This window comes from Rhizobium sp. CB2179 (assembly GCF_057653455.1).
The window spans coordinates 634,871-658,531 of sequence record NZ_CM172781.1 but is presented as its reverse complement, the minus strand read 5'-3'; the positions used below and the strand labels follow the sequence as shown (position 1 = coordinate 658,531).

At 62.0% G+C, this 23,661-nt stretch carries 22 protein-coding genes; 12 read left to right on the top strand and 10 right to left on the bottom strand.

Going from position 1 to position 23,661, the window contains the following annotated elements; all coding sequences use genetic code 11:
- Positions 1-32 precede the first annotated feature (32 nt).
- The 5 genes from AC244Q_RS03135 to coxB form a co-directional block, all read right to left on the bottom strand.
- Positions 33-641 (bottom strand): cytochrome c oxidase assembly protein, encoded by a 609-nt coding sequence (locus tag AC244Q_RS03135; protein ID WP_012756323.1) that lies wholly within the window; start codon positions 639-641, stop codon positions 33-35.
- Positions 638-778, bottom strand: a complete 141-nt coding sequence (locus tag AC244Q_RS03130; RefSeq protein ID WP_012756322.1) for a hypothetical protein — start codon at positions 776-778, stop codon at positions 638-640. The genes AC244Q_RS03135 and AC244Q_RS03130 overlap by 4 nt, the downstream gene beginning before the upstream one ends.
- Positions 778-1,716: a heme o synthase gene (locus AC244Q_RS03125; RefSeq protein WP_020486922.1), complete on the bottom strand. Its 939-nt coding sequence runs from the start codon at positions 1,714-1,716 to the stop codon at positions 778-780. Before AC244Q_RS03125 ends, AC244Q_RS03130 begins: the two co-directional genes overlap by 1 nt.
- 67 nt (positions 1,717-1,783) lie before the next feature.
- Positions 1,784-3,487, bottom strand: coding sequence for a cytochrome c oxidase subunit I (gene ctaD, locus AC244Q_RS03120; RefSeq protein WP_012756320.1), 1,704 nt, complete (start codon positions 3,485-3,487; stop codon positions 1,784-1,786).
- Between the two features lie 17 nt (positions 3,488-3,504).
- A complete protein-coding gene (gene coxB, locus AC244Q_RS03115) occupies positions 3,505-4,389 on the bottom strand; it encodes a cytochrome c oxidase subunit II (protein WP_012756319.1) in 885 nt (294 codons plus the stop codon).
- A 316-nt stretch (positions 4,390-4,705) separates the two neighbouring features.
- On the opposite strand from coxB, the gene AC244Q_RS03110 reads away from it, so the two are divergent.
- The 4 genes from AC244Q_RS03110 (at position 4,706) to maiA (ending at position 8,366) form a co-directional block, all read left to right on the top strand.
- Entirely contained in the window at positions 4,706-5,371 is a 666-nt protein-coding gene (locus tag AC244Q_RS03110; protein ID WP_017993165.1) for an invasion associated locus B family protein, read from the top strand.
- 404 nt (positions 5,372-5,775) lie between these two features.
- Positions 5,776-7,191, top strand: a complete 1,416-nt coding sequence (tldD, locus tag AC244Q_RS03105) for a metalloprotease TldD (RefSeq protein WP_017993164.1) — start codon at positions 5,776-5,778, stop codon at positions 7,189-7,191.
- 17 nt (positions 7,192-7,208) lie between these two features.
- A complete protein-coding gene (locus tag AC244Q_RS03100; RefSeq protein WP_017993163.1) occupies positions 7,209-7,700 on the top strand; it encodes a GNAT family N-acetyltransferase in 492 nt (163 codons plus the stop codon).
- An 18-nt stretch (positions 7,701-7,718) separates the two neighbouring features.
- Positions 7,719-8,366, top strand: coding sequence for a maleylacetoacetate isomerase (gene maiA / locus AC244Q_RS03095; RefSeq protein WP_032996244.1), 648 nt, complete (start codon positions 7,719-7,721; stop codon positions 8,364-8,366).
- A gap of 19 nt (positions 8,367-8,385) precedes the next feature.
- Here maiA and AC244Q_RS03090 read toward each other — a convergent pair whose 3' ends face one another.
- Both AC244Q_RS03090 and AC244Q_RS03085 read right to left on the bottom strand, forming a co-directional pair.
- Positions 8,386-8,703 carry a nucleoside triphosphate pyrophosphohydrolase family protein gene (locus AC244Q_RS03090; protein WP_012756314.1) on the bottom strand — a complete coding sequence of 106 codons (318 nt, stop codon included), beginning with the start codon at positions 8,701-8,703 and terminating at the stop codon, positions 8,386-8,388.
- Positions 8,704-8,786: 83 nt separating this feature from the next.
- The gene (locus AC244Q_RS03085; RefSeq protein ID WP_017993161.1) at positions 8,787-10,070 is read right to left on the bottom strand and encodes a D-alanyl-D-alanine carboxypeptidase family protein; all 1,284 of its coding nucleotides are present in this window, start codon (positions 10,068-10,070) and stop codon (positions 8,787-8,789) included.
- Positions 10,071-10,320: 250 nt separating this feature from the next.
- On the opposite strand from AC244Q_RS03085, the gene AC244Q_RS03080 reads away from it, so the two are divergent.
- Positions 10,321-11,358: a polysaccharide deacetylase family protein gene (locus tag AC244Q_RS03080; RefSeq protein ID WP_017993160.1), complete on the top strand. Its 1,038-nt coding sequence runs from the start codon at positions 10,321-10,323 to the stop codon at positions 11,356-11,358.
- A gap of 5 nt (positions 11,359-11,363) precedes the next feature.
- On the opposite strand, the gene pdxH is transcribed toward AC244Q_RS03080, so the two are convergent.
- Positions 11,364-11,984: a pyridoxamine 5'-phosphate oxidase gene (pdxH, locus tag AC244Q_RS03075; protein WP_012756311.1), complete on the bottom strand. Its 621-nt coding sequence runs from the start codon at positions 11,982-11,984 to the stop codon at positions 11,364-11,366.
- Between the two features lie 65 nt (positions 11,985-12,049).
- On the opposite strand from pdxH, the gene AC244Q_RS03070 reads away from it, so the two are divergent.
- The 4 genes from AC244Q_RS03070 to AC244Q_RS03055 all read left to right on the top strand — a co-directional run bounded on the left by AC244Q_RS03070 (position 12,050) and on the right by AC244Q_RS03055 (position 15,555).
- Positions 12,050-12,508 carry an RT0821/Lpp0805 family surface protein gene (locus tag AC244Q_RS03070; RefSeq protein ID WP_012756310.1) on the top strand — a complete coding sequence of 153 codons (459 nt, stop codon included), beginning with the start codon at positions 12,050-12,052 and terminating at the stop codon, positions 12,506-12,508.
- A gap of 275 nt (positions 12,509-12,783) precedes the next feature.
- Complete coding sequence (locus AC244Q_RS03065) at positions 12,784-14,001, top strand: J domain-containing protein (protein ID WP_206641134.1); 1,218 nt, start codon at positions 12,784-12,786, stop codon at positions 13,999-14,001.
- Between the two features lie 121 nt (positions 14,002-14,122).
- The gene (fabI, locus tag AC244Q_RS03060) at positions 14,123-14,941 is read left to right on the top strand and encodes an enoyl-ACP reductase FabI (RefSeq protein WP_012756308.1); all 819 of its coding nucleotides are present in this window, start codon (positions 14,123-14,125) and stop codon (positions 14,939-14,941) included.
- 23 nt (positions 14,942-14,964) lie between these two features.
- On the top strand, positions 14,965-15,555 hold the full coding sequence (locus AC244Q_RS03055; RefSeq protein ID WP_012756307.1) for a histidine phosphatase family protein: 591 nt from the start codon (positions 14,965-14,967) through the stop codon (positions 15,553-15,555).
- Between the two features lie 298 nt (positions 15,556-15,853).
- Here the strand turns inward: AC244Q_RS03055 and AC244Q_RS03050 are convergent, their stop codons facing one another.
- Positions 15,854-16,114: a DUF1344 domain-containing protein gene (locus AC244Q_RS03050; protein ID WP_003569889.1), complete on the bottom strand. Its 261-nt coding sequence runs from the start codon at positions 16,112-16,114 to the stop codon at positions 15,854-15,856.
- Positions 16,115-16,370: 256 nt separating this feature from the next.
- On the opposite strand from AC244Q_RS03050, the gene AC244Q_RS03045 reads away from it, so the two are divergent.
- The 3 genes from AC244Q_RS03045 to ribB all read left to right on the top strand — a co-directional run bounded on the left by AC244Q_RS03045 (position 16,371) and on the right by ribB (position 21,987).
- A complete protein-coding gene (locus AC244Q_RS03045) occupies positions 16,371-19,550 on the top strand; it encodes a bifunctional diguanylate cyclase/phosphodiesterase (RefSeq protein ID WP_113545769.1) in 3,180 nt (1,059 codons plus the stop codon).
- Between the two features lie 223 nt (positions 19,551-19,773).
- Positions 19,774-20,871, top strand: coding sequence for a chorismate synthase (gene aroC / locus AC244Q_RS03040; RefSeq protein ID WP_012756304.1), 1,098 nt, complete (start codon positions 19,774-19,776; stop codon positions 20,869-20,871).
- A gap of 12 nt (positions 20,872-20,883) precedes the next feature.
- A complete protein-coding gene (gene ribB, locus AC244Q_RS03035; RefSeq protein ID WP_012756303.1) occupies positions 20,884-21,987 on the top strand; it encodes a 3,4-dihydroxy-2-butanone-4-phosphate synthase in 1,104 nt (367 codons plus the stop codon).
- 183 nt (positions 21,988-22,170) lie between these two features.
- Here the strand turns inward: ribB and AC244Q_RS03030 are convergent, their stop codons facing one another.
- The gene (locus AC244Q_RS03030; RefSeq protein WP_012756302.1) at positions 22,171-23,361 is read right to left on the bottom strand and encodes a winged helix-turn-helix domain-containing protein; all 1,191 of its coding nucleotides are present in this window, start codon (positions 23,359-23,361) and stop codon (positions 22,171-22,173) included.
- Positions 23,362-23,661 lie beyond the last annotated feature (300 nt).

The following is a 23,661-nucleotide window of genomic DNA, read 5'->3' as shown; positions in this document are numbered from 1 at the left end:
CCGCTCCCGGCATAGCCGGAAACGAGCCTTGATCAAAGTTTCTTTTCAATCTTTTCCGCTCCACCCTCATTCGAAGCCACCGGCTTCGGACCCTCTTTCGGGTAGAACGTATATGACAGCGTGACCGTGTGGATATCCCTGGATTCCACGGCCTTGACGATTTCGGGATCGATGTAGAACACGACAGGCATGTCGAGCTTCTCGCCCGGCTTCAGGTCCGTTTCCGTAAAGCAGAAACATTGCACCTTGTTGAAATAGACGCCGGCTTCACCCGGCGTGACGTTGAAAACCGCCTGGCCGCGCTGGGTCTCGTTCGAACGATTCTCGGCGGTGAAATTGACCTGGATGGTCTCGCCGATCTTCGGATTGACCTCGCGCTGGACCGGCTTGAAGTCCCATTGCAGCCCGGGGGCGACATTGGCGTCGAAGGTGACGCGCATCGTGCGGTCGAGCACGACGCTCGACACCTGGTCGACGCGCTGCGTCGTGCCGTTATAGCCGGTCACCTGGCAGAAGATGCGGTAGAGCGGCACGGCGGCATAGCTCATCGCGCCCATGCCGAAGACGAAGCTCAGGCACATCATGACGACGGCGCCGTTGTTGCGGACCTGCTTCTTCGGTGCGGCGGGGTTATCGCTCATCCGGCCGTTCCCCCGCCGATCTTCACGATTGCCATCACGTAGAAGAGAACGACGAGGCCGGCAAGCACCAGCCCGAGGGCGACGTTGCGGTTGCGGCGCGACTTGAGCTGCTTTTCCGTGAGCTTGACCAATTCCATCAGAACCAACCTCCCGCATGCGAGACCAGCCGGTCGATCATCAAGGCGGAGAACACGGCGAAGAGATAAAAGATCGAGAAGCCGAAAAGCTTCTTCGCCGGGATCATCTTCAAATCGCCATCGGGCATGCGCCAGACGGCGATGGAACAGTATATGAAGATCGCACCGAGGGCGGCGGCGACGAGGCCATAACCGAAGCTGGCGAAACCGAGGAAGGACGGCAATACCGCGCAGACGGCGGTCAGCACCGCATAGGCGACGATCTGATGCTTGGTCACCCGTTCGCCGGCAACGTTCGGCAGCATCGGCACGCCGACGGCCTCGTAGTCGCGCATCTTGAAGAGGGCGAGCGCCCAGAAATGCGCCGGCGTCCACAGGAAGATGATGAGGAAGAGAACGGTGCTCTCGATCGTCACGCTGTTGGTCACGCAGGCCCAGCCGATCATCGGCGGGAAGGCGCCGGCAGCACCGCCGATGACGATGTTCTGCGGCGTCGAGCGCTTCAGCCACATGGTGTAGACGACGGCATAGAAGAAGATGGTGAAGGCGAGGATGCCGGCCGAGAGCCAGTTGACCGCCAGGCCGAGAATCACCACCGAGAAGCCTGAAAGCACCAGGCCGAAGGCGAGTGCCTCGGAGGGTGCGATGCGGCCGGCCGGGATCGGACGGTTGGCGGTGCGGCTCATGATGGCGTCGATATCGGCGTCATACCACATGTTCAGCGCGCCGGAGGCGCCGGCGCCGACGGCGATACAGAGGATGGCGATCAGGCCGAGGACCGGATGGATGTGGCCCGGCGCCAGCACGAGACCGGCAAAGGCAGTGAAGACCACGAGCGACATCACTCGTGGCTTCAGCAATTCGAAATAATCGCGCGCACTCGCTTCCGACAATTCGCCGTCCTTTGCAAGCACCTCGTGATTGTCGATGACAGTCATCATTCCGTCCTGAATGTCTTACCATCAGGACGCCATATCGAAAGCGGCGTCCTGATGTCCGCGCAAATTACTTGATGCGCGGAAGCTGTTCCCACTGGTGATAGGGCGGCGGCGAAGGCAGCTGCCATTCGAGCGTCGTTGCACCCTCACCCCACGGATTGTCGCCGGCCACACGCTTCTTGGCGAAGGCTTCGAAGACGCCGTAGAGGAAGATCAGCACACCGAAGGCCGAGATGTAGGAGCCGATCGAGGAAACGTAGTTCCAGCCGGCAAAGGCATCCGGATAATCGATGTAGCGGCGCGGCATGCCGGCGAGACCGAGGAAGTGCTGCGGGAAGAACACCAGGTTGACGCCAATGAACATGATCCAGAAATGCAGCTTGCCGACCAGCTCGTTGTACATGTAGCCGGTCATCTTCGGGAACCAGTAGTACCAGCCGGCGAAGATCGCAAAGACGGCGCCGAGCGACAGAACGTAGTGGAAGTGGGCCACGACGTAATAGGTGTCATGCAGCGAGCGGTCGAGACCGGCATTGGCGAGCTGGACGCCGGTGACGCCGCCGACCGTGAACAGGAAGATGAAGCCGATCGCCCAGAGCATCGGCGTGCGGAACGAGATCGAGCCGCCCCACATCGTCGCGATCCAGGAGAAGATCTTCACACCCGTCGGAACGGCGATGACCATCGTCGCGAAAACGAAGTAGCGCTGTGCGTCGAGCGACAGGCCGACCGTGTACATGTGGTGAGCCCAGACGACGAAGCCGACGGCGCCGATCGCGACCATGGCGTAGGCCATGCCGAGATAGCCGAAGATCGGCTTCTTCGAGAAGGTCGAGATGATGTGGCTGACCATGCCGAAGCCCGGCAGGATGAGGATGTAGACCTCGGGGTGACCGAAGAACCAGAACAGGTGCTGGTAAAGAATCGGGTCGCCGCCGCCTTCCGGCGAGAAGAAGGATGTGCCGAAGTTACGGTCGGTGAGCAGCATGGTGATGCCGCCTGCCAGAACCGGCAGCGACAGCAAGAGCAGGAAGGCTGTGATCAGCACGGACCAGGCAAACAGCGGCATCTTGTGCAGCGTCATGCCGGGAGCGCGCATGTTGAGGATCGTGGTGATGAAGTTGATCGCACCGAGGATCGACGAGGCGCCGGCAATGTGGAGCGCGAAGATCGCAAGGTCGACCGCCGGTCCCGGCGTGCCGGTTGTCGCCAGCGGCGGATACATCGTCCAACCACCGCCCGTACCATAAGCGCCTGCCGGGCCTTCGACGAACATCGACAGCAGCAGCAGCGCGAAGGCGGGAACGATCAGCCAGAAGGAGATGTTGTTGAGGCGCGGGAAAGCCATGTCGGGCGCGCCGATCATGATCGGCACCATCCAGTTGGCGAAACCGCCGATCATCGCCGGCATGACCATGAAGAAGATCATGATCAGCGCGTGCGCGGTCGTGAACATGTTGAACATCTGCTTGGCGCCGTCGATCGCAGCGTCACCCTCATAGCCGTAGACCATCGAGGCCAGGCCGTGGAAGATCTGGATGCCAGGCTCCTGCAGCTCCATGCGCATGGCAACCGACAGCGCGCCGCCGATGATGCCGGCAATGATCGCGAAGATCAGGTAGAGCGTGCCGATGTCCTTGTGGTTGGTCGAGAACAGCCAGCGATTGGCAAAGCTCGGCTTGTGCCCGTGATCATGGTGATCGTCATGCGCGTGGTCATGATGGGCGGCGTGATCATGAGAATGATCGTCGTGAGCGGAAGGTCCAGCCATTGTCCCGATCCCCTTAATTACTGTGCTTCGGCGACGTTGACGGTCTTTGCGGGACCATCGGTTGCGGCCATGAGTGTCTTGTAGGCGCCGGGCAGGTCGCTGGCGGCTGCGGTCAGCCACTGCTTGTACTTGTCCTCGGAGACGACGCGGATGGCGATCGGCATGAACGCATGGTCCTTGCCGCAGAGCTCGGAACACTGGCCGTAGAACAGGCCTTCGCGTTCGGCCCTGAACCAGGTCTCGTTCAGGCGGCCCGGCACGGCATCGATCTTGACGCCGAAGGAAGGCATGGCGAAGGCATGGATGACGTCGGTCGGCGCGGAAGTCACGAGAACGCGGACCGTCTTGTTGACCGGCAGGACCAGTTCGTTATCGACGGCGAGAAGACGCGGATAGACCGACTTGTCTTCCTTGCCGGCGGCGGCGCGGTCCTGATCCTTCAGCAGGTAGGAATCGAAAGCCAGCGGGTTTTCGCCCGAACCTTCATATTCGTAGTTCCACTGCCACTGGGTGGCGGTCGCCTTGATCGTCACGTCAGGGTTTTCAGGCAGCGTCAGCTGCGCCGTCAGCAGGTTGAACGAAGGAATGGCGAGAAGAAGAAGCACCAGGACCGGCCCCACGGTCCAGGCAATCTCGATCAGCGTATTGTGGCTCGTCTTCGAGGGAACCGGGTTCGCGCTGGCGCGGAACTTGAAACAGACGACGATGAGCAGGGCCAGAACGAACAGCGTGATCGGAACGATAAACCACAGGGTATATTGTTCGAACCAGTGGATTTCCCGCATGATCGGCGTTGCCGCCGGCTGCAGCGTCGCCTGCCACGGCATGGGCTGGTCGGCATATGTGCCGGAAGCAAAAAGCAGACAGACCAGCGTGGTCAGGGCTGCATAAGCCTTCTTCATCACCTTATTATCTCCCTCGAGCGCTTGACCTGCAAAATAGAACGCAGAATCCTTGCCATCTTCAGCGCTTCAAACCACAGTTTGGCATTTGCCGCAACAGGTCAGAGCAATTGTCTATGCGGCATTTTTGCTCAAAGCATAGGCAGGTCAGAACGGCAAAACATCCCAAGTTTTTCATCAGCATATGAAAAATCGGCTTTCCGGCCAATCCGCGCGCGACACATTATTTCGCAAAGGTCCAATTTCCGCCGCAGTCCCCCGGTTTTGACGGGGTGGGGCTTTTCATTTTTGGTGGGCAGCTTCAACAATAGCCGCAATGATTCGATATCCAGAGGTTTCCATGGGTTTCCGTTCCCTCGCGCAGTCGCTTCTCGTGACTGCCAGCATCGCGGCCGCAGCGACAACGCCCGTTTTCGCACAGCAACCCGCCCCGTCGCAGACCAGGCCGCCCGCTTCCACGCCGGCGCCGACCCCTGCTCCGGCGCCGCAGCAGCCGAGTGCCGCCAAGCCGAATGTCGAACAGGTGACGCCCGGCCAGACGCAGCCGCCGGCGCCCGGCACGGTAAAGTCCAATCACGGCGCATGGTCTGTCGTCTGCGACAAACCGGCAGGCGCTTCGACCGAACAATGCGCGCTGATGCAAAACGTCATCGCCGAGGATCGGCCGGAGGTCGGGCTTTCCGTCGTCGTGCTGAAAACAGCCGACCGCAAGTCGAAGATTCTCCGCGTGCTGGCACCACTTGGCGTGCTGCTCCCGAACGGCCTCGGGCTCAATGTCGACGGCAAGGATATCGGCCGCGCCTATTTCGTCCGCTGCTTTGCCGACGGCTGCTACGCCGAGGTCGTGCTCGAGGATGAGTTGCTGAAGACCTTCCGCAGCGGCGCGCAGGCAACCTTCATCGTCTTCCAGACCCCGGAAGAAGGCATCGGCATCCCCGTCGACCTCAAGGGCTTCGCCGAAGGTTTTGACGCTCTGCCGTGAGGTCAATTGGCAGCTTCCGTGGGTCCGCCCCTCATTCGCCTGTCGGCACCTTCTCCCCGTAAACGGGGCGAAGGGGGCATATCGCGACCTCTCCGTTCCCCGCCCATCTCTCGCAGGGCACGTCCCTTCGCCCCGTTTTTACGGGGGTCCGGAGGACGGGTCGAGACGGGTGGCTCGACCCCGGTAAGGTTAGGGTGAGGGGAAATTGTTTGCTCGCCATCTCGAACAAATCGGCTCCCAAGCGGACTATGTAAAAAAGCCGCGTCGCCACACAGCGCAAAGCGATGGGAATGCTCACATCCCTTTAAAAAAAGAATAATTCGACGGCGGGGCTTCACTCCTTATTATGTGGAGCCCTATCTAGGGAGTAAGTGCACTCCTGAACGCATGCTTGGAGCCATACCATGACCACCGATCTCCTGACGCTTTTCGATGCCGATGAAGCGACGATGCGCAAGCACGTGGCCGAGGCCCTGTCCGGTGCCGATGACGGCGAACTGTTCATCGAGCATGCGCAGGCGGAAGCGCTGACCTTCGACAATGGCCGGCTGAAGGGCGGCAGCTTCAACACCGAACAGGGTTTCGGCCTGCGCGCTGTTGCCGGCGAAGCGGTCGGTTATGCCCATGCCGGCGATCTCTCGGTGGCGGCGTTGAAGCGGGCGGCCGATGCCGTCGGCGCGGTGACACGCGGCTATTCCGGCTCCTATGCGGCAGCACCCCAGGGCACCAACAAGAAATTCTACAGCGACGAGAACCCGATCGGCCAGCCGAGCTTCGAGGAGAAGGTCAAGGTCCTGCAGGACATCGACGCCTATCTCAGGGGCAAGGATGACAAGGTGCGCCAAGTGACGGCCTCGGTCGCCGCAAGCTGGCAGGTCGTCGATATCCTGCGCGCCGACGGGCACCGTGTGCGCGACATCAGGCCGATGACGCGGATCAACATTTCGGTGATGGTCGGCGACGGCGAACGGCAGGAGAGCGGCTCCTATGGCCATGGCGGGCGCATCGGCTTCGGCGATTTCATCGCCGAGGGCAGCTGGCAATACGGCGCCGACGAGGCGCTGCGCCAGGCGCTCGTCAATCTCGAGGCGATCGATGCGCCGGCGGGCACGATGGACGTCGTCCTCGGCTCCGGCTGGCCGGGCGTGATGCTGCACGAGGCTGTCGGCCACGGGCTGGAAGGCGATTTCAACCGCAAGAAAACCTCGGCCTTTTCAGGCCTTCTCGGCCAGATGGTCGCCGCTCCCGGCGTCACCGTCGTCGATGACGGCACGATCGACAATCGCCGCGGCTCGATCACCATCGATGACGAGGGCACGCCGTCCGCCTACAACGTGCTGATCGAAAACGGCAAACTCGTCGGTTATATGCAGGACCGGCAGAATGCCCGGCTGATGGGCATGGCGCCCACCGGCAACGGCCGCCGCCAGGGCTATTCCCATGTTCCGATGCCGCGCATGACCAACACCTATATGCTCGGCGGCGACAAGACGCCGGAGGAAATCATCGCCTCGGTGAAGAAGGGCATCTATGCCGTCTCGTTCGGCGGCGGCCAGGTGGATATCACCTCCGGCAAGTTCGTCTTCGGCTGCACCGAGGCCTATCTGATCGAAAACGGCAAGGTCGGCGCGCCGATCAAGGGCGCGATGCTGATCGGCAACGGCCCGGATGCGATGAAGCGGGTGTCGATGATCGGCAACGACATGAAGCTCGATACCGGCATCGGCAATTGCGGCAAGGCCGGCCAATGGGTTCCCGTCGGCGTCGGCCAGCCGCATCTGCGCATGGATCAGGTGACGGTCGGCGGCACCCAGACCTGAGGCAAAAGGATTCTGTGATGGCGGACATCGAAATCAGGACCTTCACGGCCGATGACGCCGATGCCGTGCTTTCGGTGATCCTGCCGATCCAGCGCGAGGAATTCGGTATCGACATCACCGCGGATGCGCAGCCGGATCTCAGGGTCATCCCGGATTTCTATCAGTCCGGCAAGGGGCAGTTCTGGGTCGCCGTCAAGGGTGGCGCCATCGTCGGCACGGTCGGGCTCAAGGATATCGGCAACAACCAGGCGGCACTGCGCAAGATGTTCGTCGCTGCTGAGGTTCGCGGCCACGAGCATGGCGTGGCGGCGCGGCTCCTCGATCGCCTGTTTACCCATGCCAGGGAGGCCGGCCTGACCGATATCTTCCTCGGCACAACCGACAAGTTCGTCGCCGCGCATCGCTTCTACGAAAAGAACGGCTTTGCCGAGATTGCCAAGAGCGCCCTGCCCCGCGCCTTCCCGCTGATGGCGGTGGACAGCAAATTCTACCGCCATAAGGTCGGCTGACTCCACCTCGGGAAGATCATGATGCGGCTGATTTCGCGATGGCAGAATTCGGCGGGGGAACGGGTGCGGATCGCCCTCAACCTCAAGGGTATTACCTATCGCTATGTGCCTGTGAGCTCGCTAGAGCCCGGCGAGTATCGCCGGCTCAATCCGCAAGGGCTACTGCCAGCGCTCGATATCGGCGGCCATATCGTGCCGCAATCGTCAGCCATTCTCGCTTATATCGAAGAGACCTATCCCGATCCGAGCCTCCTGCCCGAGGATCCCGCGTTGCGCGCAGAGGCGAGAGGTTTTGCCGCCCATATCGCGTCGGAGATGCACGCTTTGACCGTCCAGCGTGTCCGGCAGTTCCTGCGCGACGAACTCGGCGGCGGCGAGGCGGAGGTGAAACGCTGGCTGCAGCATTGGCTGGGGCTCGGCTTTGCAGCGCTCGAAGAGACGCTTGCGCAGCGTCGAAGCCCGTCGCCCTTCTGTTTCGGCGAGCGTCCCGGCTGGGCCGATCTGCATCTCATCCCGCAGATGAGCAATGCCCGCCGTCTCGGCCATGATCTCTTAGCCTACCCGCTGCTGCTTGCGGTCGAGGAGCGGTGTGTGACGCTCGACGCCTTCCGATCAGCAAGGCCGGAAGCGCAGCCGGATTTTCCGAAGACGGGTAGCCCTGCCTAAACCATTGGGCGGCATTGCATCAGCCCTTCGACGTCAGCGCCGGCTGGAACCGCCATTTCCGCTCGATGGCGGCGGCAAGGTCGATATCGTTGCGGCGGGCAAAGAGCAGGATGTGGCCGAGCAGGTCGGCGGTTTCGTCGGCGAGATCGCGGTCGAGTTCCTCCGGCGTCCGGTCCCTGCGGCGCCCGCGGCCGGTCAGGCGGTTCCAGGCCTGGGTGAGTTCGCCCACCTCCTCCTGCAGCTTCAACAAAAACCAGTCGGGGTCCCGCTCGATGCCGTTGGCTGCGGCATAGGCCGCGGATGAGGTTTCGAACTGGTCGGCGAGACGGCGCAGCATGGGCGTTCTCCTTTTGTTTATGGAGGAGACGCTGATTCCCAACAATTGTCCAGAACGGGATTGCCCAGAGTGCCGGGCGGCGATCAGCCGCGATCCGGCAGCAGCATGCAGTCATAGGAGCGCTGCTTGAGCGCATCGCAGGCCGAGACGGCGGCATCCTTGCTGGCGAAGCCGACGAAGCGGGCGCGATAGATCTTGTTGGCCCCCTGCCCGACCGCCTCGGTATAGGGCGAAGCTGACACGAGCGGCGCGCCGGCTTCGGACTTTGCCTGGGCGAGAAGCGCACGCGCCGCATCGGCGCTGGGAGCGGCCGAGATCTGGATCTGCCAGTCGCCATTGGTCTTCTCTGCTGATGTCTTCGGCGTCTTGCCGGCGTTCAGGATCTCGTCCATCGCGACCGGACGTTCCAACGGCACGACGGCGTCATCGGCATAGGCCAGGCTTTTCGCAGCGAGATCGTCGACTTGCCGCGGTGCGTTGAACGGCACCGGAACATCGGAAGCGTCAGCGGCGGAGGCGACTTCGACCGTTTCTTTCGCCCCGACGCTCGCCACCAGCCTTGCGCCACCGGAAGACGAGGCGCGGCCGAGATAATGGTCGAGCAAACCAGCCATCTTGGCGTCGCGGCTGCGGGCAGTGCGGCCGCCGAGCACGACGCCGACCACGCGGCGGTTGCCGTCTCTGACGGCACTGACGAGGTTGAAGCCGGACGCATTGGTATAACCGGTCTTGATGCCGTCCATGCCCTGGTAGCGGTACATGAGATTGTTGTGACCGCGCACCGTCCGGCCGCGGAAATTGAAACTGGCCGTCGAAAACAGCCGGTATTCGTTCGGATAGTTCTTCATCAGCGCGATGGCGAGCGTCGACATATCCCGCGCCGTCGTCACCTGACGGCCATCAGGCAGGCCGGATGCGTTGACGAAGACGGTGCGGCTCATGCCGAGCTGGCGGGCTTTGGCCGTCATCACCCGGGCAAAGCCGCTTTCCGAGCCGGCGAGCTTCTCACCCATGGCGGAGGCGGCATCATTGGCGGATTTGACGATCATGCCATAGACCGCCTCGCGCACGGTGATCGTGCCGCCCGCCTTGACGCCAAGCTTGGTCGGCGGCCGGGAGGCGGCGTATTTCGACATCTTGATCGGGGTATCCCAGGCGATCTTGCCGCGTTTCAACGCCTCGAAGGTGAGATAGAGCGTCATCATCTTCGTCAGCGAGGCCGGATGGTTCAGCGTATCGGCGTTTTCAGCGGCGAGAACCTTGCCGGTCCGGGCATCGAGGATTAGCGAAGCGTTGCCGGCAAGAGCCGCAAGAGGCGCCGAAACGGCAAGCGTTACGGTCAAAACAGCGGCCCAAAGCTTTCTCATGCACTTCCCCTCATATGCTGGCCCTGATGCGCAGGCCCTTCATGCATTGGCCCGCGATAGGATCGGCGTTTTGTCCCGTAATGTGACAGAAGCCGTAAGTTTGGCGCGACTTTGAGGCAACGCCTATCATTTTTCTAGTCTTTTCATCGTTTTGGTTAACAGGAAATCAAAGACCTGTGCTGAACCGGGATTCAGCAAGGCTTAAGTCGCACTTGCTAGTTTCCGGAAAAGGCAGGGGACGGGGCGCCGCATGACGGGACAATTCAAGCGATTGGGCAAGCGACTGGCGATCGGCGCCGGGCTCGAGTTTTCCTGGCTGCTGGCCTCGGCCGGGCTGATGCGCGAAGCACGCGGGCGCGGCGTGGTCTTCACGCTGCATCATGTCCGCCCGCACGTGGCCGAAGCCTTCGAGCCGAATGCGCATCTTGAAATCACCCCGCGGTTTCTCGACGTGGCGCTGCGGCGGCTGAGGCGAGAGGGCTATCGCTTCGTGCCGCTCGCCGAGGTGCCGGCGCTGCTGGCGGAGCCGGAAGGCGCAAAGCCTTTCGCGGCCTTCACGCTCGACGACGGGTACAACAACAATCTGGAACATGCGCTGCCGGTGTTCGAGCGGCATCAGGCGCCGTTCACGGTATTCGTCGCCAAGGGTTTTGCCGAAGGCTCTCACAGCATCTGGTGGGAAACGCTGGCGATCCTCCTGCGCCGGGCGGCCGAAATCCGTTTCGATTTCGGCCGCGGCATGGAGCGCCTTGTGCTCGATAGTCCGCAACAGCAATGGCACGCCTTCGATCGCTTTGCCGCCTACGTCCACCGCTCCGACGAGGCGCGCGCCGTTGCCGCCATCGATCTGCTAGCGCGCGAAAACGGCATCGAGCCGACGGATATCGTCCGCGAGCTGGTGATGGGCCCTGGCCAATTGCAATGGCTGGCGGCACATCCGCTCGCAACGCTCGGCGCCCATACGATCAGCCATCGGGCGCTCGCCCGGCTGCCGGAAGCCGAAGCGCGAATCGAAATGCAAGCTTCGGCGGATTACCTCGAGGCGGTGACCGGTATTCGTCCCGAGACGATCGCCTATCCTTACGGCACGCCTGCGGCTGCGACCGCCCGCGAGGCGCGCATCGCTCGCAATCTCGGCTTTACCCTTGCGGTCACCACGCAGCCCGGGTTGCCGGCAGCGAAGCTGACCGGCTATCTCCCGCGCATTTCGCTCAACGGATTCTACCAGAAGCGACGTTACGTCTCGGCTCTCGCCTCCGGCATACCGCTGAAGCTGATGGGCCGATAAGCCCGTTACGGATACATCCGGACCTTGTCCCATTCACCTTCCGGTGATGGCCGGCGGAATTCGACACGGTCATGCAGACGGAATTTCTGGTCCTTCCAGAATTCGATCGAGGTCGGCCGGATGCGGAAGCCCGACCAGTGGGCGGGGCGCGGAATCTCGCCGATGGCATAACGCGCGGTATATTCGGCCACCGCCTTTTCCAGCGCGAAACGGCTTTCCAGCGGACGGGATTGCTTAGAAGCCCAGGCGCCGATGCGGCTGCCGCGCGCCCGCGTCTTGAAATAGTCGTCCGCTTCGGCATCGGTAACGATCTCGACGGGGCCACGCAGCCTCACCTGGCGACGCAAGCTTTTCCAGTGAAAGCACATGGCAGCCTTTTTCTGGCCAAGAATTTCGCGGCCTTTCTGGCTCTCGAAATTGGTGTAAAAGACGAAACCGTCATCGTCGAATCCCTTCAGGAGAACCATGCGGACATTGGGAAGACCATCCTCATCGACCGTTGCCAGCGCCACCGCATTGGGGTCATTGGGCTCGGAAGCCTCGGCTTCTTTCAGCCATTCGGCAAAGAGCTTGAAGGGTTCGCCACTTTCGGTAAAGTCACCGCTTGTTAACTCGTTTGCCGACATATTGGTTCAAATGCCCCGGATTATTCAAAACTCGCCCAGCTTTTGATAACTGGACAGGATGCAGGGTGGAAGTCATAACAAAGTCATCTCGCCATACAAAGGGCCTGCGGCGACGCAGCCGCGCGTTGTTTGTCATCGGCACCGCGATGTTGTCGCTTTCCGGCTGCGTCGGCGGCGGTATGGATTTCTTGAGTGACGCCAAGGTCGACCGGTCGGTGGCAACCGGCACCGTGCCGCAGACGCCGCCGAGCACCGACACGCTTTCCGACGAAATGACCGTGCGCAACGCCGTGACCTCGGCCGACGTGCAAAGGCTCGAGGGCCAGCCGCTTCCCTGGGCGAACGCATCGACGGGCAGTGCCGGCGTCATCGATACGATCGTCGAGAACAATGAGTCCGGCCAGGTCTGCCGCCAGTTCCGTACCACCCGGCATTCCTATGTCGGCATCGCCAAATTCTACGGCAAGACCTGCCTCGTCGGCGGCGGCAACTGGCAGCTTCTGAGCTTCCAGCCCGAGAGCTGATCCTCCCAAGGTCGTTCAAAATATTACAGCGTCCCTTTGCGCGTTCGAAAAGACGCGCAGCGCCGTCACCAACAGGTTAACGCGCGACCGCTTTCTGCCGAATGCTTAGCAAAGAGCTAACCATTTACCGCGAAACACCCCACATCTCTGCCCAGAAATAACAAGTGATTAGCAACTCCGCCGCAGGATCGGCGTTGAGAGTGGCTGTTCCTGCCTTTGTGGCGGGTGGCGCTACACACGTTTTATTGGACGGGGATGCCGGGCAAGGACGAGGCTTGCCGCATCGCAACACCGGCGGTTTTAACATGCGCGATCCTTATAAAATTCTGGGCGTCAAGCGCGACGCGGCAGTAGACGAGATCAAGGCGGCTTGGCGCAACATGGCCAAATCAGCCCATCCCGACCACAATCAGGACGATCCGACGGCGACGGCCCGGTTCGCCGAGATCGGCCGCGCCTATGAAACGCTGAAAGACCCGCGCAAACGCAGCCTGTTCGACAATGCCCTGCGGATGGCCGAAGCCAAGAAACACGAACAGACGATCATGCAGCAGCGCCAGGCCGCCCGCGAGGCGGCCGTGCGCGCCAAGGCGGCACAGGCCAATGCCGAGCGTGTGATGGAAGAGCTGGCGCGCGCCGCCCAGAAGGCTGCCGCCGACGGCAACAGACAACAGGCAGGTTCCGTTGAGGCCGCCGACGAGATGGTGGATCGCATTTTCGGTGCCCAGGCCCGGGCTGCGGCCGGCGGCCAGGCGCAGGCTCGCGCCCAGCAGGCGCAATATCAGCAGGCGCAAAATCAACAGACCCAAAACGCCCAGGCCGATCCCGGCAGGCGCATGGATGGCGATGCCGCCGAGGCCGAGGTCAAGGGCGATGAGGAATCGGGCGAAGCTGCGCAGAATGCCGCCGCCAACCTGTCGCTGCCGCTCAGCATCCTGACAAACCTGGTGCGCCGTTTCACCGGCGCCAAGGATACCGGCCTGGACAAGGCACCGGATGAGGTGACGACGGCGACGGTCACGATCGACGACGTGTTGAAGAGCGGCTGGATCACCGCGTCGCTGCCGGAGGGCCGCGAAATCGGCTTTGCATTGCCGGCAGGCACGACCGACGGCCACGAGGTGCGGCTTAAGGGACAGGGCTTCAAACTGCCGGGCATGCAGCGCGGCGACGCCGTCATCAACATTCGCATTGCGTCCGATCCGCGCTTCACCGTCGACGGTTTCGATCTGCACGCCGTGCTGCCGCTCAGCATCGAAAATGCCGTGCTCGGCACCGAGGCGCGTATCGAAGGACCGAGCGGGCCGCTGAACGTGACGATCCCCGCATGGTCGGGCTCGGACAAGACGATTAGAATTCCCAGCCAGGGATTGCCCCGCGAAGAGGGCGGCAGAGGCGATCTGGTCGTCGAATTGCGCATTATCTTGTGGGAAAAACCCGACGACAAAGTCACCGATCTCATGCGGAGCATGCGCGAAGGCCTGTTCCTATGAAATTTTTATGACATTCGCACCCTTTATTACGATCCCTAACAGTTGATGATCCCGGCCAAGCTTGAACCGATTAACGGCCTATGCCATAGGCAGGATCGATCAGAATCCTAGGGAGCGAAATATGGCTCAAGCATCCGGCCTCATGGCAGGCAAACGCGGCGTCATCATGGGTGTCGCCAACAATCGTTCGATTGCGTGGGGTATTGCCAAGGCCATTCATGCGCACGGCGGAGAAGTTGCGTTTACCTATCAGGGCGATGCGCTGAAGAAGCGTGTCGAGCCGCTCGCCGCCGAAATCGGCGCGACGCTCGTCGGCCACTGTGACGTCGCCGATGAAGCCACCATCGATGAGGTTTTCGCGAACGTCGAGAAGCTGTGGGGCAAGATCGATTTCCTCGTGCATGCGATCGGCTTTTCCGACAAGGACGAGTTGACCGGCCGCTACGTCGACACCTCGGCCGACAACTTCGCCAAGACGATGCAGATCTCCGTCTATTCCTTCACCTCGGTCGCACGCCGCGCCGAGAAGCTGATGACGGATGGCGGCGCCATGCTGACGCTGACCTATTACGGCGCCGAAAAGGTGATGCCAAACTATAATGTCATGGGTGTCGCCAAGGCCGCGCTCGAAGCCAGCGTCAAGTATCTCGCCGTCGACCTCGGACCGCAGAACATCCGCGTCAATGCCGTCTCGGCCGGACCGATCAAGACGCTTGCCGCCTCCGGCATCGGCGATTTCCGCTATATTCTGAAGTGGAACGAATATAACGCGCCGCTGCGCCGTACCGTCACCATCGAGGAAGTCGGCGATGTCGGCCTCTATCTCCTGTCGGACCTGTCGCGCTCCGTCACCGGCGAAGTGCACCATGCCGACAGCGGCTATCATGTCATCGGCATGAAGGCGGTCGACGCGCCCGACATTTCCGTCATCAAGGACTGATTTCTCCATATGGATGCGAGACCGTGCTTATCTATGTGATCAGACACGGCCAGACCGCCTGGAATGCCGAGCGCCGCCTGCAGGGTCAGAAGGATATCCCGATGAATGCCACGGGCCTGGAACAGGCCCGGCAGAACGGCATCGCGCTTGCCGAGATCCTCGGCGACACGGTCGACCAATTCGATTTCGTCGCAAGCCCGCTGCAGCGCACGCGCGCGACAATGGAAATCATGCGCATTGCCATGGGCTTGCCGCCGCTTGCCTATCGCACCGATCCAAGGCTGGTGGAAATTTCCTTCGGCGACTGGGAAGGCTCGACAATCAAGGAGCTGAAGGCGACGCAGCGCGAGCGGGTGGCGGAACGCAATGCCTCCAAATGGGATTTCATCCCACCCGGCGATGATGCGGAAAGCTACGAAATTCTCTCCTGGCGCACTGGCTCATGGCTGAACTCGGTCGATCGTCCGACGGTCTGCGTCACCCATGGCGGTGTCATCCGCACGCTGTTCCAGGCGATCGCCGACCTGCCGAAAAGCACCGCTGCCGAAGGCGCCATCCCGCAGGACCGGATCATCCGGATCGAAACCACGGAGCGGACGATCGTCTGGCTGTAGGTATTGCAGGGCGCTAGGTCGGATTGGGGGTGCGAACGAGCTGTTCGGGCCTGTGCTGCCCAGGGAGATTGCCGGGACCAGCCCCTCATCCGGCTGCCGCCACCTTCTCCCCGCGCGCGGGGCGAAGGGGGATAGGCGCAACCTCTCGGTTCCTCGCTTACCTCTCGCAGGGCACGGCCCCTAGCCCCGTTTACGGGGGTCCGCAGGACGGGTCGAGACCAGTGGCTCGACCCCGGCAAGGTTGGGGTGAGGGGCAGCCACTGCGCGTACCTCACTCGATTATTCTCCAGAGAACTGCCTATTTAACGATGTCGAGATCGTTGATGACGCGTTTGCCGTCGACCTCGGTGTAGAAGACGATCACCTTCACGCCGGCTTCGAGGCCGTCGAAATTGAATTCCTCGGGCGCCTGATAGGTCTTGCCGTCATCGAGCGTCAGCACGAGGTTGGCCGTGTCGACCTTCTTGATCGTCGCCTCGACATCGGCGCTCTCGGCAAAACCGCTCATCGGTGACAGGAAACTTGCTGTTGCCAAAAGCGTGGCGACGACGAAACGCATGGCGACAATCCTTTTGAAACGCTGCACGATAAGCTGCACGAAAAAATGACTGGCCACAGATAAGCTCCTGAATATGGCGAAAATTGCCCGTAAGAAAGGCTTTTCCCGCCCAATTGATGAATAGGATTTTAAATATAATCAAGATGCCGCGTTAACCCGCGGTTTTTCCCTTCACACGATTTTTCGGCATCGCCGGCGGGCAATCGTAAATTAACCCGCGCGTCCTACAGTTGCTCGCCAACAGGGGAGTTTCATTTTGCTATCCAGGCTCAGCGACAGCAAGCAGTTGCGGCGCGTGTTGAAGAATACCCGCGTTTCGTTTCTGGTTTCGTCGCTCGTCGCCCTCGTCGTCATCATGGTCGGCTTCGGGCTCGACCGGGCCAATACTGCGTCTCATGTGCGCGAACTTCATATCCGCACGGAAAACGAGACCAACCTGATCCGCGCCCGGGTGATGGCCGAGATCAATTTGGACCTCAGCGTCGTGCGCGATCTGACGAACCTGATCTCCGTCAGCGCGGCCAACGGAGAGGAGATGGAGCGCCAGATCAACTGGCTGCTAATCCAGAACCCGTCTTTCATTCATATCGCCGTCGCGCCTGATTTCATCATCCGCGACATCCACCCACCGCAATCCGGCAATGAGCGGATCGGCCGCGACGTGCGCGAAACTCTCTTCTTTCGCCAAGTGATGACTGGCGCGGCCGGCGACCAGTCGGCGCGCTTCTACGGCCCGATCAGCACCGACGGCCGCGACGCCTTTGCCATCTTCTTCCCGGTTTACGTCAAGGAGAACGGCCAGCGGCGGATCTGGGGGGCGGTCGAAGTCGCCATCGACCAGCAAATGTTTTACCAGGCGACCGGGCTGATGCCGGCGCGCGACCGCGAAAACCGTGAGCGTTATCCGCATCTCGGCCATCTTTCGATCGCCATCCGCGATATCGGCGCGGCGGCCGCGACCAACGCCGCTTTGCCGCCGCCGTTCTTCGGTTCGTCCGATATCGATGACAAGAATCCGATGCGCCAGAAGATCGGCTTTGCCGGCGGCAAGTGGGAGCTTTCCGCGGTCCCTAATAGCGGCTGGAACGCGATACCCGAAAACCGCACCGAGCTGCGTCTGATCATCCTTGCCGCCGGCTTCATCATCATCGTGCCGATCTTCTTCGCGACCCTGTTGCTCGGCGAGCGCAATCGCAACATCACCGCGCTGGAGACCCGCGAGGCAAAATTGCTGGAACTGTCGCAGCGGCTCAACCTGGCGCTGGAATCCTCCAATATCGGCATCTGGGAGCTGGAGGATCATTCGAGCAGTCTGCTCTGGGATGCCCGTGCCGCGGCTCTGCACGGCAAAGCGGCGAAAGAAGGAAGCCGGGTGCTCGACGAATGGCTGGCGGCGATCCTGCCCGAGGATCGTGAAACTGCCGAAGTGCATTTCTTCAGCTGCAGCATTGCCGGCGCTGCCTGCACGGCGCAGTACCGCATCCTGCTTGGCAACGGCGGCATCCGCCATCTGCGCTCGGTCGGCGCCTTCTATACGGATGCAGCCGGCGTCAGCAAGACGATCGGCATCGTCTGGGACGTGACCGCCGATGCGGAGATCACCGACACGCTGCGCAAGGCCAAGGATATGAGCGAGGTCAAGAATGCCGAGCTGGAGCTGGCGCTTGACGAGCTCTCGAGCCGCGAGGGCGAGCTCGCCGAGCTTTCCAGCCGGCTCGACCTGGCGCTCAATTCCTATCAGTGCGGCATATGGGAGGCGCGGCCTGGCCTCGGCGGCTCGATCTGGAACGAGCGGATGCACGAACTCTATGGGCTTACACCGCGCAACGGCTTCATGACCGAGGAGATCTGGCTTAGCCGCATCCACCCCGAGGACAGGAGCCTGGCGCTCGAAAGCGCGCGTCACTTCAAGCACAACGGCGATACGCACACCCTCGTCTGCCGGGTGATCGTCGACGACGGCTCGGTGCGCTATGTGCGCTCGGTCGGCAAGGTCCACCAGACGGGGACTAGCGAGATGAAGATCATGGGCATCGCCTTCGACGCCACCGAAGACGTGCTGATGACGATCCGGCTGAAAGCCGCCAAAGACGATGCGGTCGCCAAGAATATCGAGCTCGAGCTTGTCAAAAACAGGATCGAGCACAATTCACTGCACGACCCGCTGACCGCACTCGCCAACCGCCGCAAGCTCGACATCGCGCTCGAAAGTCTGACCCATGACGGCCGCCAGCAGCGGCAGAAATTCTCGATCCTGCACATCGACCTCGACCGCTTCAAGGACATCAACGACACGCTCGGCCATGCCGCCGGCGATGCGATGCTGGTACACGCCTCGAAGGTGCTCGCCAAGAATGTCCGCGGCAGCGACATCGTCGCGCGCATCGGCGGCGACGAATTCGTCATCCTCGCCCTCGACGTCGGCGACAAGGAGATGGCGCAGCTTTCGACGCGGATCATCGAGGAAATGCGCCAGCCGATCGATTTCCAGGGTTTTTCCTGCCGCTGCGGCGTGTCGATCGGGATTGCGCTTGCCAACGGCATCCATGTCGATGCGCGCAAGGTGCTGATCAATGCCGATATCGCGCTCTACCGCGCCAAGAGCACGGGCCGCAACCGCTTCGAATTCTTCAATCACAATCTCCAGGCCGATATCATCAACACCAAGCGCACGGCCGACGAGATCCTCGCCGGCATCGACAATGGCGAATTCACCGCTTGGTATCAGCCGCAATTCTGCGCCCGGACGATGGAACTCACCGGCGTCGAGGCGCTAGTGCGCTGGAAGCACCCCTCCAAGGGGTGGCTCGCGCCTGACAAGTTCCTGCGCATCGCCGACGAGATCAATGTCGTGCAGATGCTCGACCGGATCGTGCTGGAAACTGCGCTGCACGACAAGATGCGCTGGACGGCGCGCGGCATTGTGGTGCCCAAGGTCTCTGTCAATGTTTCGGCCCGACGGCTGCATGACGGCAGCCTGCTGGAATCGCTCGCCGACCTGCATATCCGTCCGGGCGAGCTCTCCTTCGAACTGGTGGAATCGATATTCCTCGACGAGAGCGAGGACGTCGTCTCGCAGAATCTCGAGCGCATCAAGGCGCTCGGCATCGATATCGAGATCGACGATTTCGGCACCGGCCATACCTCGATCGTCAGCCTGTTGAAGCTGAAGCCGAAGCGGCTGAAGATCGACCGCCAGCTGGTGCAGCCGATCGTCAATGCCTCGCAGGAGCGCGCATTGGTCAGCTCGATCATCGAGATCGCCCGCTCACTCGGCGTCGAGACGGTGGCCGAAGGGGTGGAGACGGCAGCACATGCCGCGCTGCTGCGCGATCTCGGCTGCGACATCCTGCAAGGCTATGCCTTCTCGCAGCCGCTCTCCTTCGACGATTTCACCGCGGAAGCGACCGGAACGGGGTGGCGGCTGGCGTCCTGATCGCTGCCTGCCGATCGCCCTCGCCCTGCCCCCTCCCCGCCTGCGCAAAGAGAGTGGCGGCCGGATGCGCCGCCCATCCCCGACAACGAACGGAAACAGCATTCCCTGAGCTGCCGGTTTGGCGCAAAGAAAGGCTTTTGCCTCGGCGTTTTTTTGGCCTATGAGTGTCGCGCCTATTCAAGCAATGGCGCGACCGGCTTTGGCGCGCCACCGGTCGGAACACATGTCGCACAATACATTCGGTCACCTCTTCCGCGTAACCACCTGGGGCGAAAGCCATGGTCCGGCGCTCGGCTGCGTCGTCGACGGCTGCCCTCCGGGGCTCAGCTTCAAGCTCAAGGACCTGCAGGTCTGGCTCGACAAGCGCAAGCCCGGCCAATCCCGCTTCGTGACGCAGCGGCGCGAGGACGATCTGGTGAAGATACTATCAGGCGTCATGCTCGACGCCGACGGCGAGACGATGACGACCACCGGCACGCCGATCTCGATGCTGATCGAAAATACCGACCAGCGCTCCAAGGATTACGGCGAGATCGCGAAACAATACCGCCCCGGCCATGCCGATTATACCTACGACCTCAAATACGGCATTCGCGACTATCGCGGCGGCGGCCGCTCCTCGGCGCGCGAGACCGCTGCGCGGGTTGCCGCCGGCGGCATCGCCCGCCTTGTCGTACCAGGCGTTACCGTGCGCGGCGCGCTGGTGCAGATCGGCAAGTACAAGATCAACCGCCGCAACTGGGACTGGGACCAGGTCGATCAGAACCCGTTCTTCTCGCCCGATGCGGCGATCGTGCCGGTCTGGGAGGAATATCTCGACGGCGTCCGCAAGAAGGGCTCCTCGATCGGCGCGGTCATCGAGGTGATTGCCGAAGGTGTGCCGGCCGGCCTCGGCGCGCCGATCTATGCCAAGCTCGATCAGGACATCGCCTCGCTGCTGATGTCGATCAACGCCGTCAAGGGCGTCGAGATCGGCAATGGTTTTGCCGCCGCCGAAACGTCAGGCGAAGACAATGCCGACGAGATGCGCATGGGCAATGACGGCACGCCGATCTTCCTTTCCAACAATGCCGGCGGTATTCTCGGCGGCATCTCCACCGGGCAGCCGGTGGTGGCGCGTTTCGCCGTCAAGCCGACCTCCTCGATCCTGACCGAACGCCAGTCGATCGATGCGGAGGGCAAGAATGTCGATATCCGCACCAAGGGCCGGCACGATCCCTGCGTTGGCATCCGCGCCGTGCCGATCGGCGAGGCGATGGTCGCCTGCGCCGTCGCCGACCATTATCTTCGCGACCGCGGCCAGACCGGCCGTCTGAAATAGGAGCGCTCGCCCATGTCTTATGACCAGAAGCGCGTCGTCGACGCCATCCGGGCCTTCGAGGCCGGCGAGATGGTCGTCGTCATGGACGACAATGACCGCGAGAACGAAGGCGACCTGATCGTCGCCGCCGTGCATTGCACACCGGAGAAGATGGCCTTCATCGTCCGCCACACCTCCGGCATCGTCTGCGCGCCGATGCCGAAGGAAGAGGCCAAGCGCCTCAACCTCAATGCCATGGTGGCGGAAAACGATTCGGCCCATACGACGGCCTTCACCGTCTCGGTCGATTTCAAGCACGGCACGTCGACTGGGATCTCGGCAGACGACCGGACGCTGACGGTGCGCAACCTCGCCAATCCGAATGTCGGCGCTTCCGATTTCGTCCGTCCCGGCCACATCTTCCCGCTGGTTTCCCGCGAAGGCGGGGTACTGATGCGCTCCGGCCATACGGAAGCCGCCGTCGACCTCTGCAAGCTCGCCGGCCTGCCGCTGATCGGCGTCATCTCCGAGCTGGTCAACGACGACGGCACCGTCACGCGCGGCCCACAGGTGGTCGATTTCGCCGCACAGCACGGGCTGAAGCTCGTCTCCGTCGCCGACCTGATCGCCTATCGCCAGCGCAAGGAAACACTGATCGAACTCGGCACCAGCTTCGACATCGAGACACCGTTCGGCAAGGCCAAGGCGCATACCTATTCCCTGCCCTGGGACCCGATGCAGCATCTCGCCGTCGTCTTCGGCGATATCCGCGACGGCGTCGACATCCCGGTCCGCCTGCATCCGGAAAATGTCGCCGAGGATCTCTTCGGCAAGAACAGCCCGGTCGATTTCTACATGCAGAAGATTGCCGAGCAAGGCCGCGGCGTCATCGTCTATCTGCGCGAAGGCTCGGTCGGCGTCGGCCACCACGATAATGGCCGCAAGGCCCGCAACCAGGGCCGCGAAGCCCATGCCGAAGCCCAGACGCGCGACAGCGAATGGCTGGAAATCGGCCTCGGCGCACAGATCCTCAAGGATCTCGGCGTCAGCTCGATCAAGCTGCTCACCAGCCGCGAGCGCCACTATGTCGGCCTCGAAGGGTTCGGCATCAAGATCAGCACGACGGAGATCTGCTGAACGGGCGTGGGCTTGGACCCTCGCCATCCCTCATTCCTGTGCTTGTCACAGGAATCCAGCCACGGCGCGTCCGCGCCGTGAATGACTCATTTGCTTCTACGAAGAGAGTTTCCCGCACCCAAGGACTTGGGTGCGCTGGATCCCTGTGACAAGCACAGGGATGAGGGAGTGAGGGTAGTTCGACTATCCCCTCCACCCTTCCAGAAACACGACCTTCTCCACGCCGGCAAACCGCGCCAGCCGCTCCAACTCCGCTTCCAGTCTCTCCAGCCGCCCGGCCGACGGCTTCACACCGGGCTCCAGCCAGAGCCGCTTGACGTCGAGCGTCGATTTCTTCCGATCCGCCTTCATGTCGATGCGGCCAATCAGCCTGTCGCCTTCGAGCAGCGGGAAGACGTAATAGCCATATTCGCGCTTGGGCTCGGGCACGAAAATCTCGATGCGGTAGAAGAAGCCGAACAGGCGTTCGGTGCGGTTGCGGTCGCGGATCATCGGGTCGAAGGGGCTGAGCACGCGAATGCGCGGCGGAGCGCCGGGGTAAGTGTCGAGCGTCGAGAGGAAATCGGCAAAAGCCCAGGATGGGCGCGCCTTGCCGCCGAGCGCCGGTTCGATCAGCACTTCGATCAGTTCGTCGCGATGGGCTGATACCCAGGCCTTGGCCTCATCGGGCGAGACCAGGTTCCAGAAGGCCGATATCTCGCCATGGGTGGCGAAGCCGAGCCGGGTAAGCGCGCTGCGGCATGCCCAGTCGACGAATTCCTCGCGGCTCACCTCCGGCTCGCGGAACTCGGTCGGGATGACGCGCTCCGCCAGGTCATAGATCTTCTGGAAATTCGAGCGGCCGGCGATGGCGAATTTGCCGGTGTGCCAGAAGTATTCGAGCGCCGTCTTGTTCGGATGCCAGTTCCACCAGCCGCCGGAAACGTGTCCATCGGCCTTGATATCGCGTGAGAGGATTGCACCGTCGCGCTCAACGCGCTCATAGGTCTCCGCAAACGCCGCCTCGAACCCCTCGCCGCGCCATTTGCGCCAGCGTTCGATGAGCACCTTTTCCTGATGAAGGAACTTGTGCTTCCAATAGACGAAGAAGGCGCTCGGCAGGATGGAAGCATCATGCGTCCAGTGCTCGAACAGCGCGCCGTCCTTTTCGAGCAGCGCCGTCAGATGCTCGCGCCTGTAGGTCTGGTTGCGGGAAAACAGGATCTGATGATGCGCCCGCTCCACCGTCTGGATGCTGTCCACCTGGACGAAACCCAGTTCATGGATGAGCTGCAACAAGCCGGCCTTGGTCAAGGCGCGGTTCGGCGGAGCGCTGAGGCCCTGCTTGGCAAGGAAGACACGGCGGGCGTCGGAATTGGAAAGCAGATTCGTCATAGCTGCATCATAATCCGGAAAATCTTCCTAGCCACCCGATATCGACCCAATATCGACAGCAAGATTTGCGCTTTCATCATCCTCGATTCCCCGTGTAGAAGCACTGCTGTCAGGTTGGCGCCAATGGCTGCCCCTCACCCTAACCCTCTCCCCGCTCGCGGGGAGAGGGGACGTGCCCTGCGAGAGGTTGGTGGGGAATGGAGAGGTCGCGGTCTAACCCCTTCGCCCCGTTTACGGCGGTCCGAAGGACGGGTCGAGACGAGTGGCTCGACCCCGGCTGGTGCCGGCAGGCGGATGAGG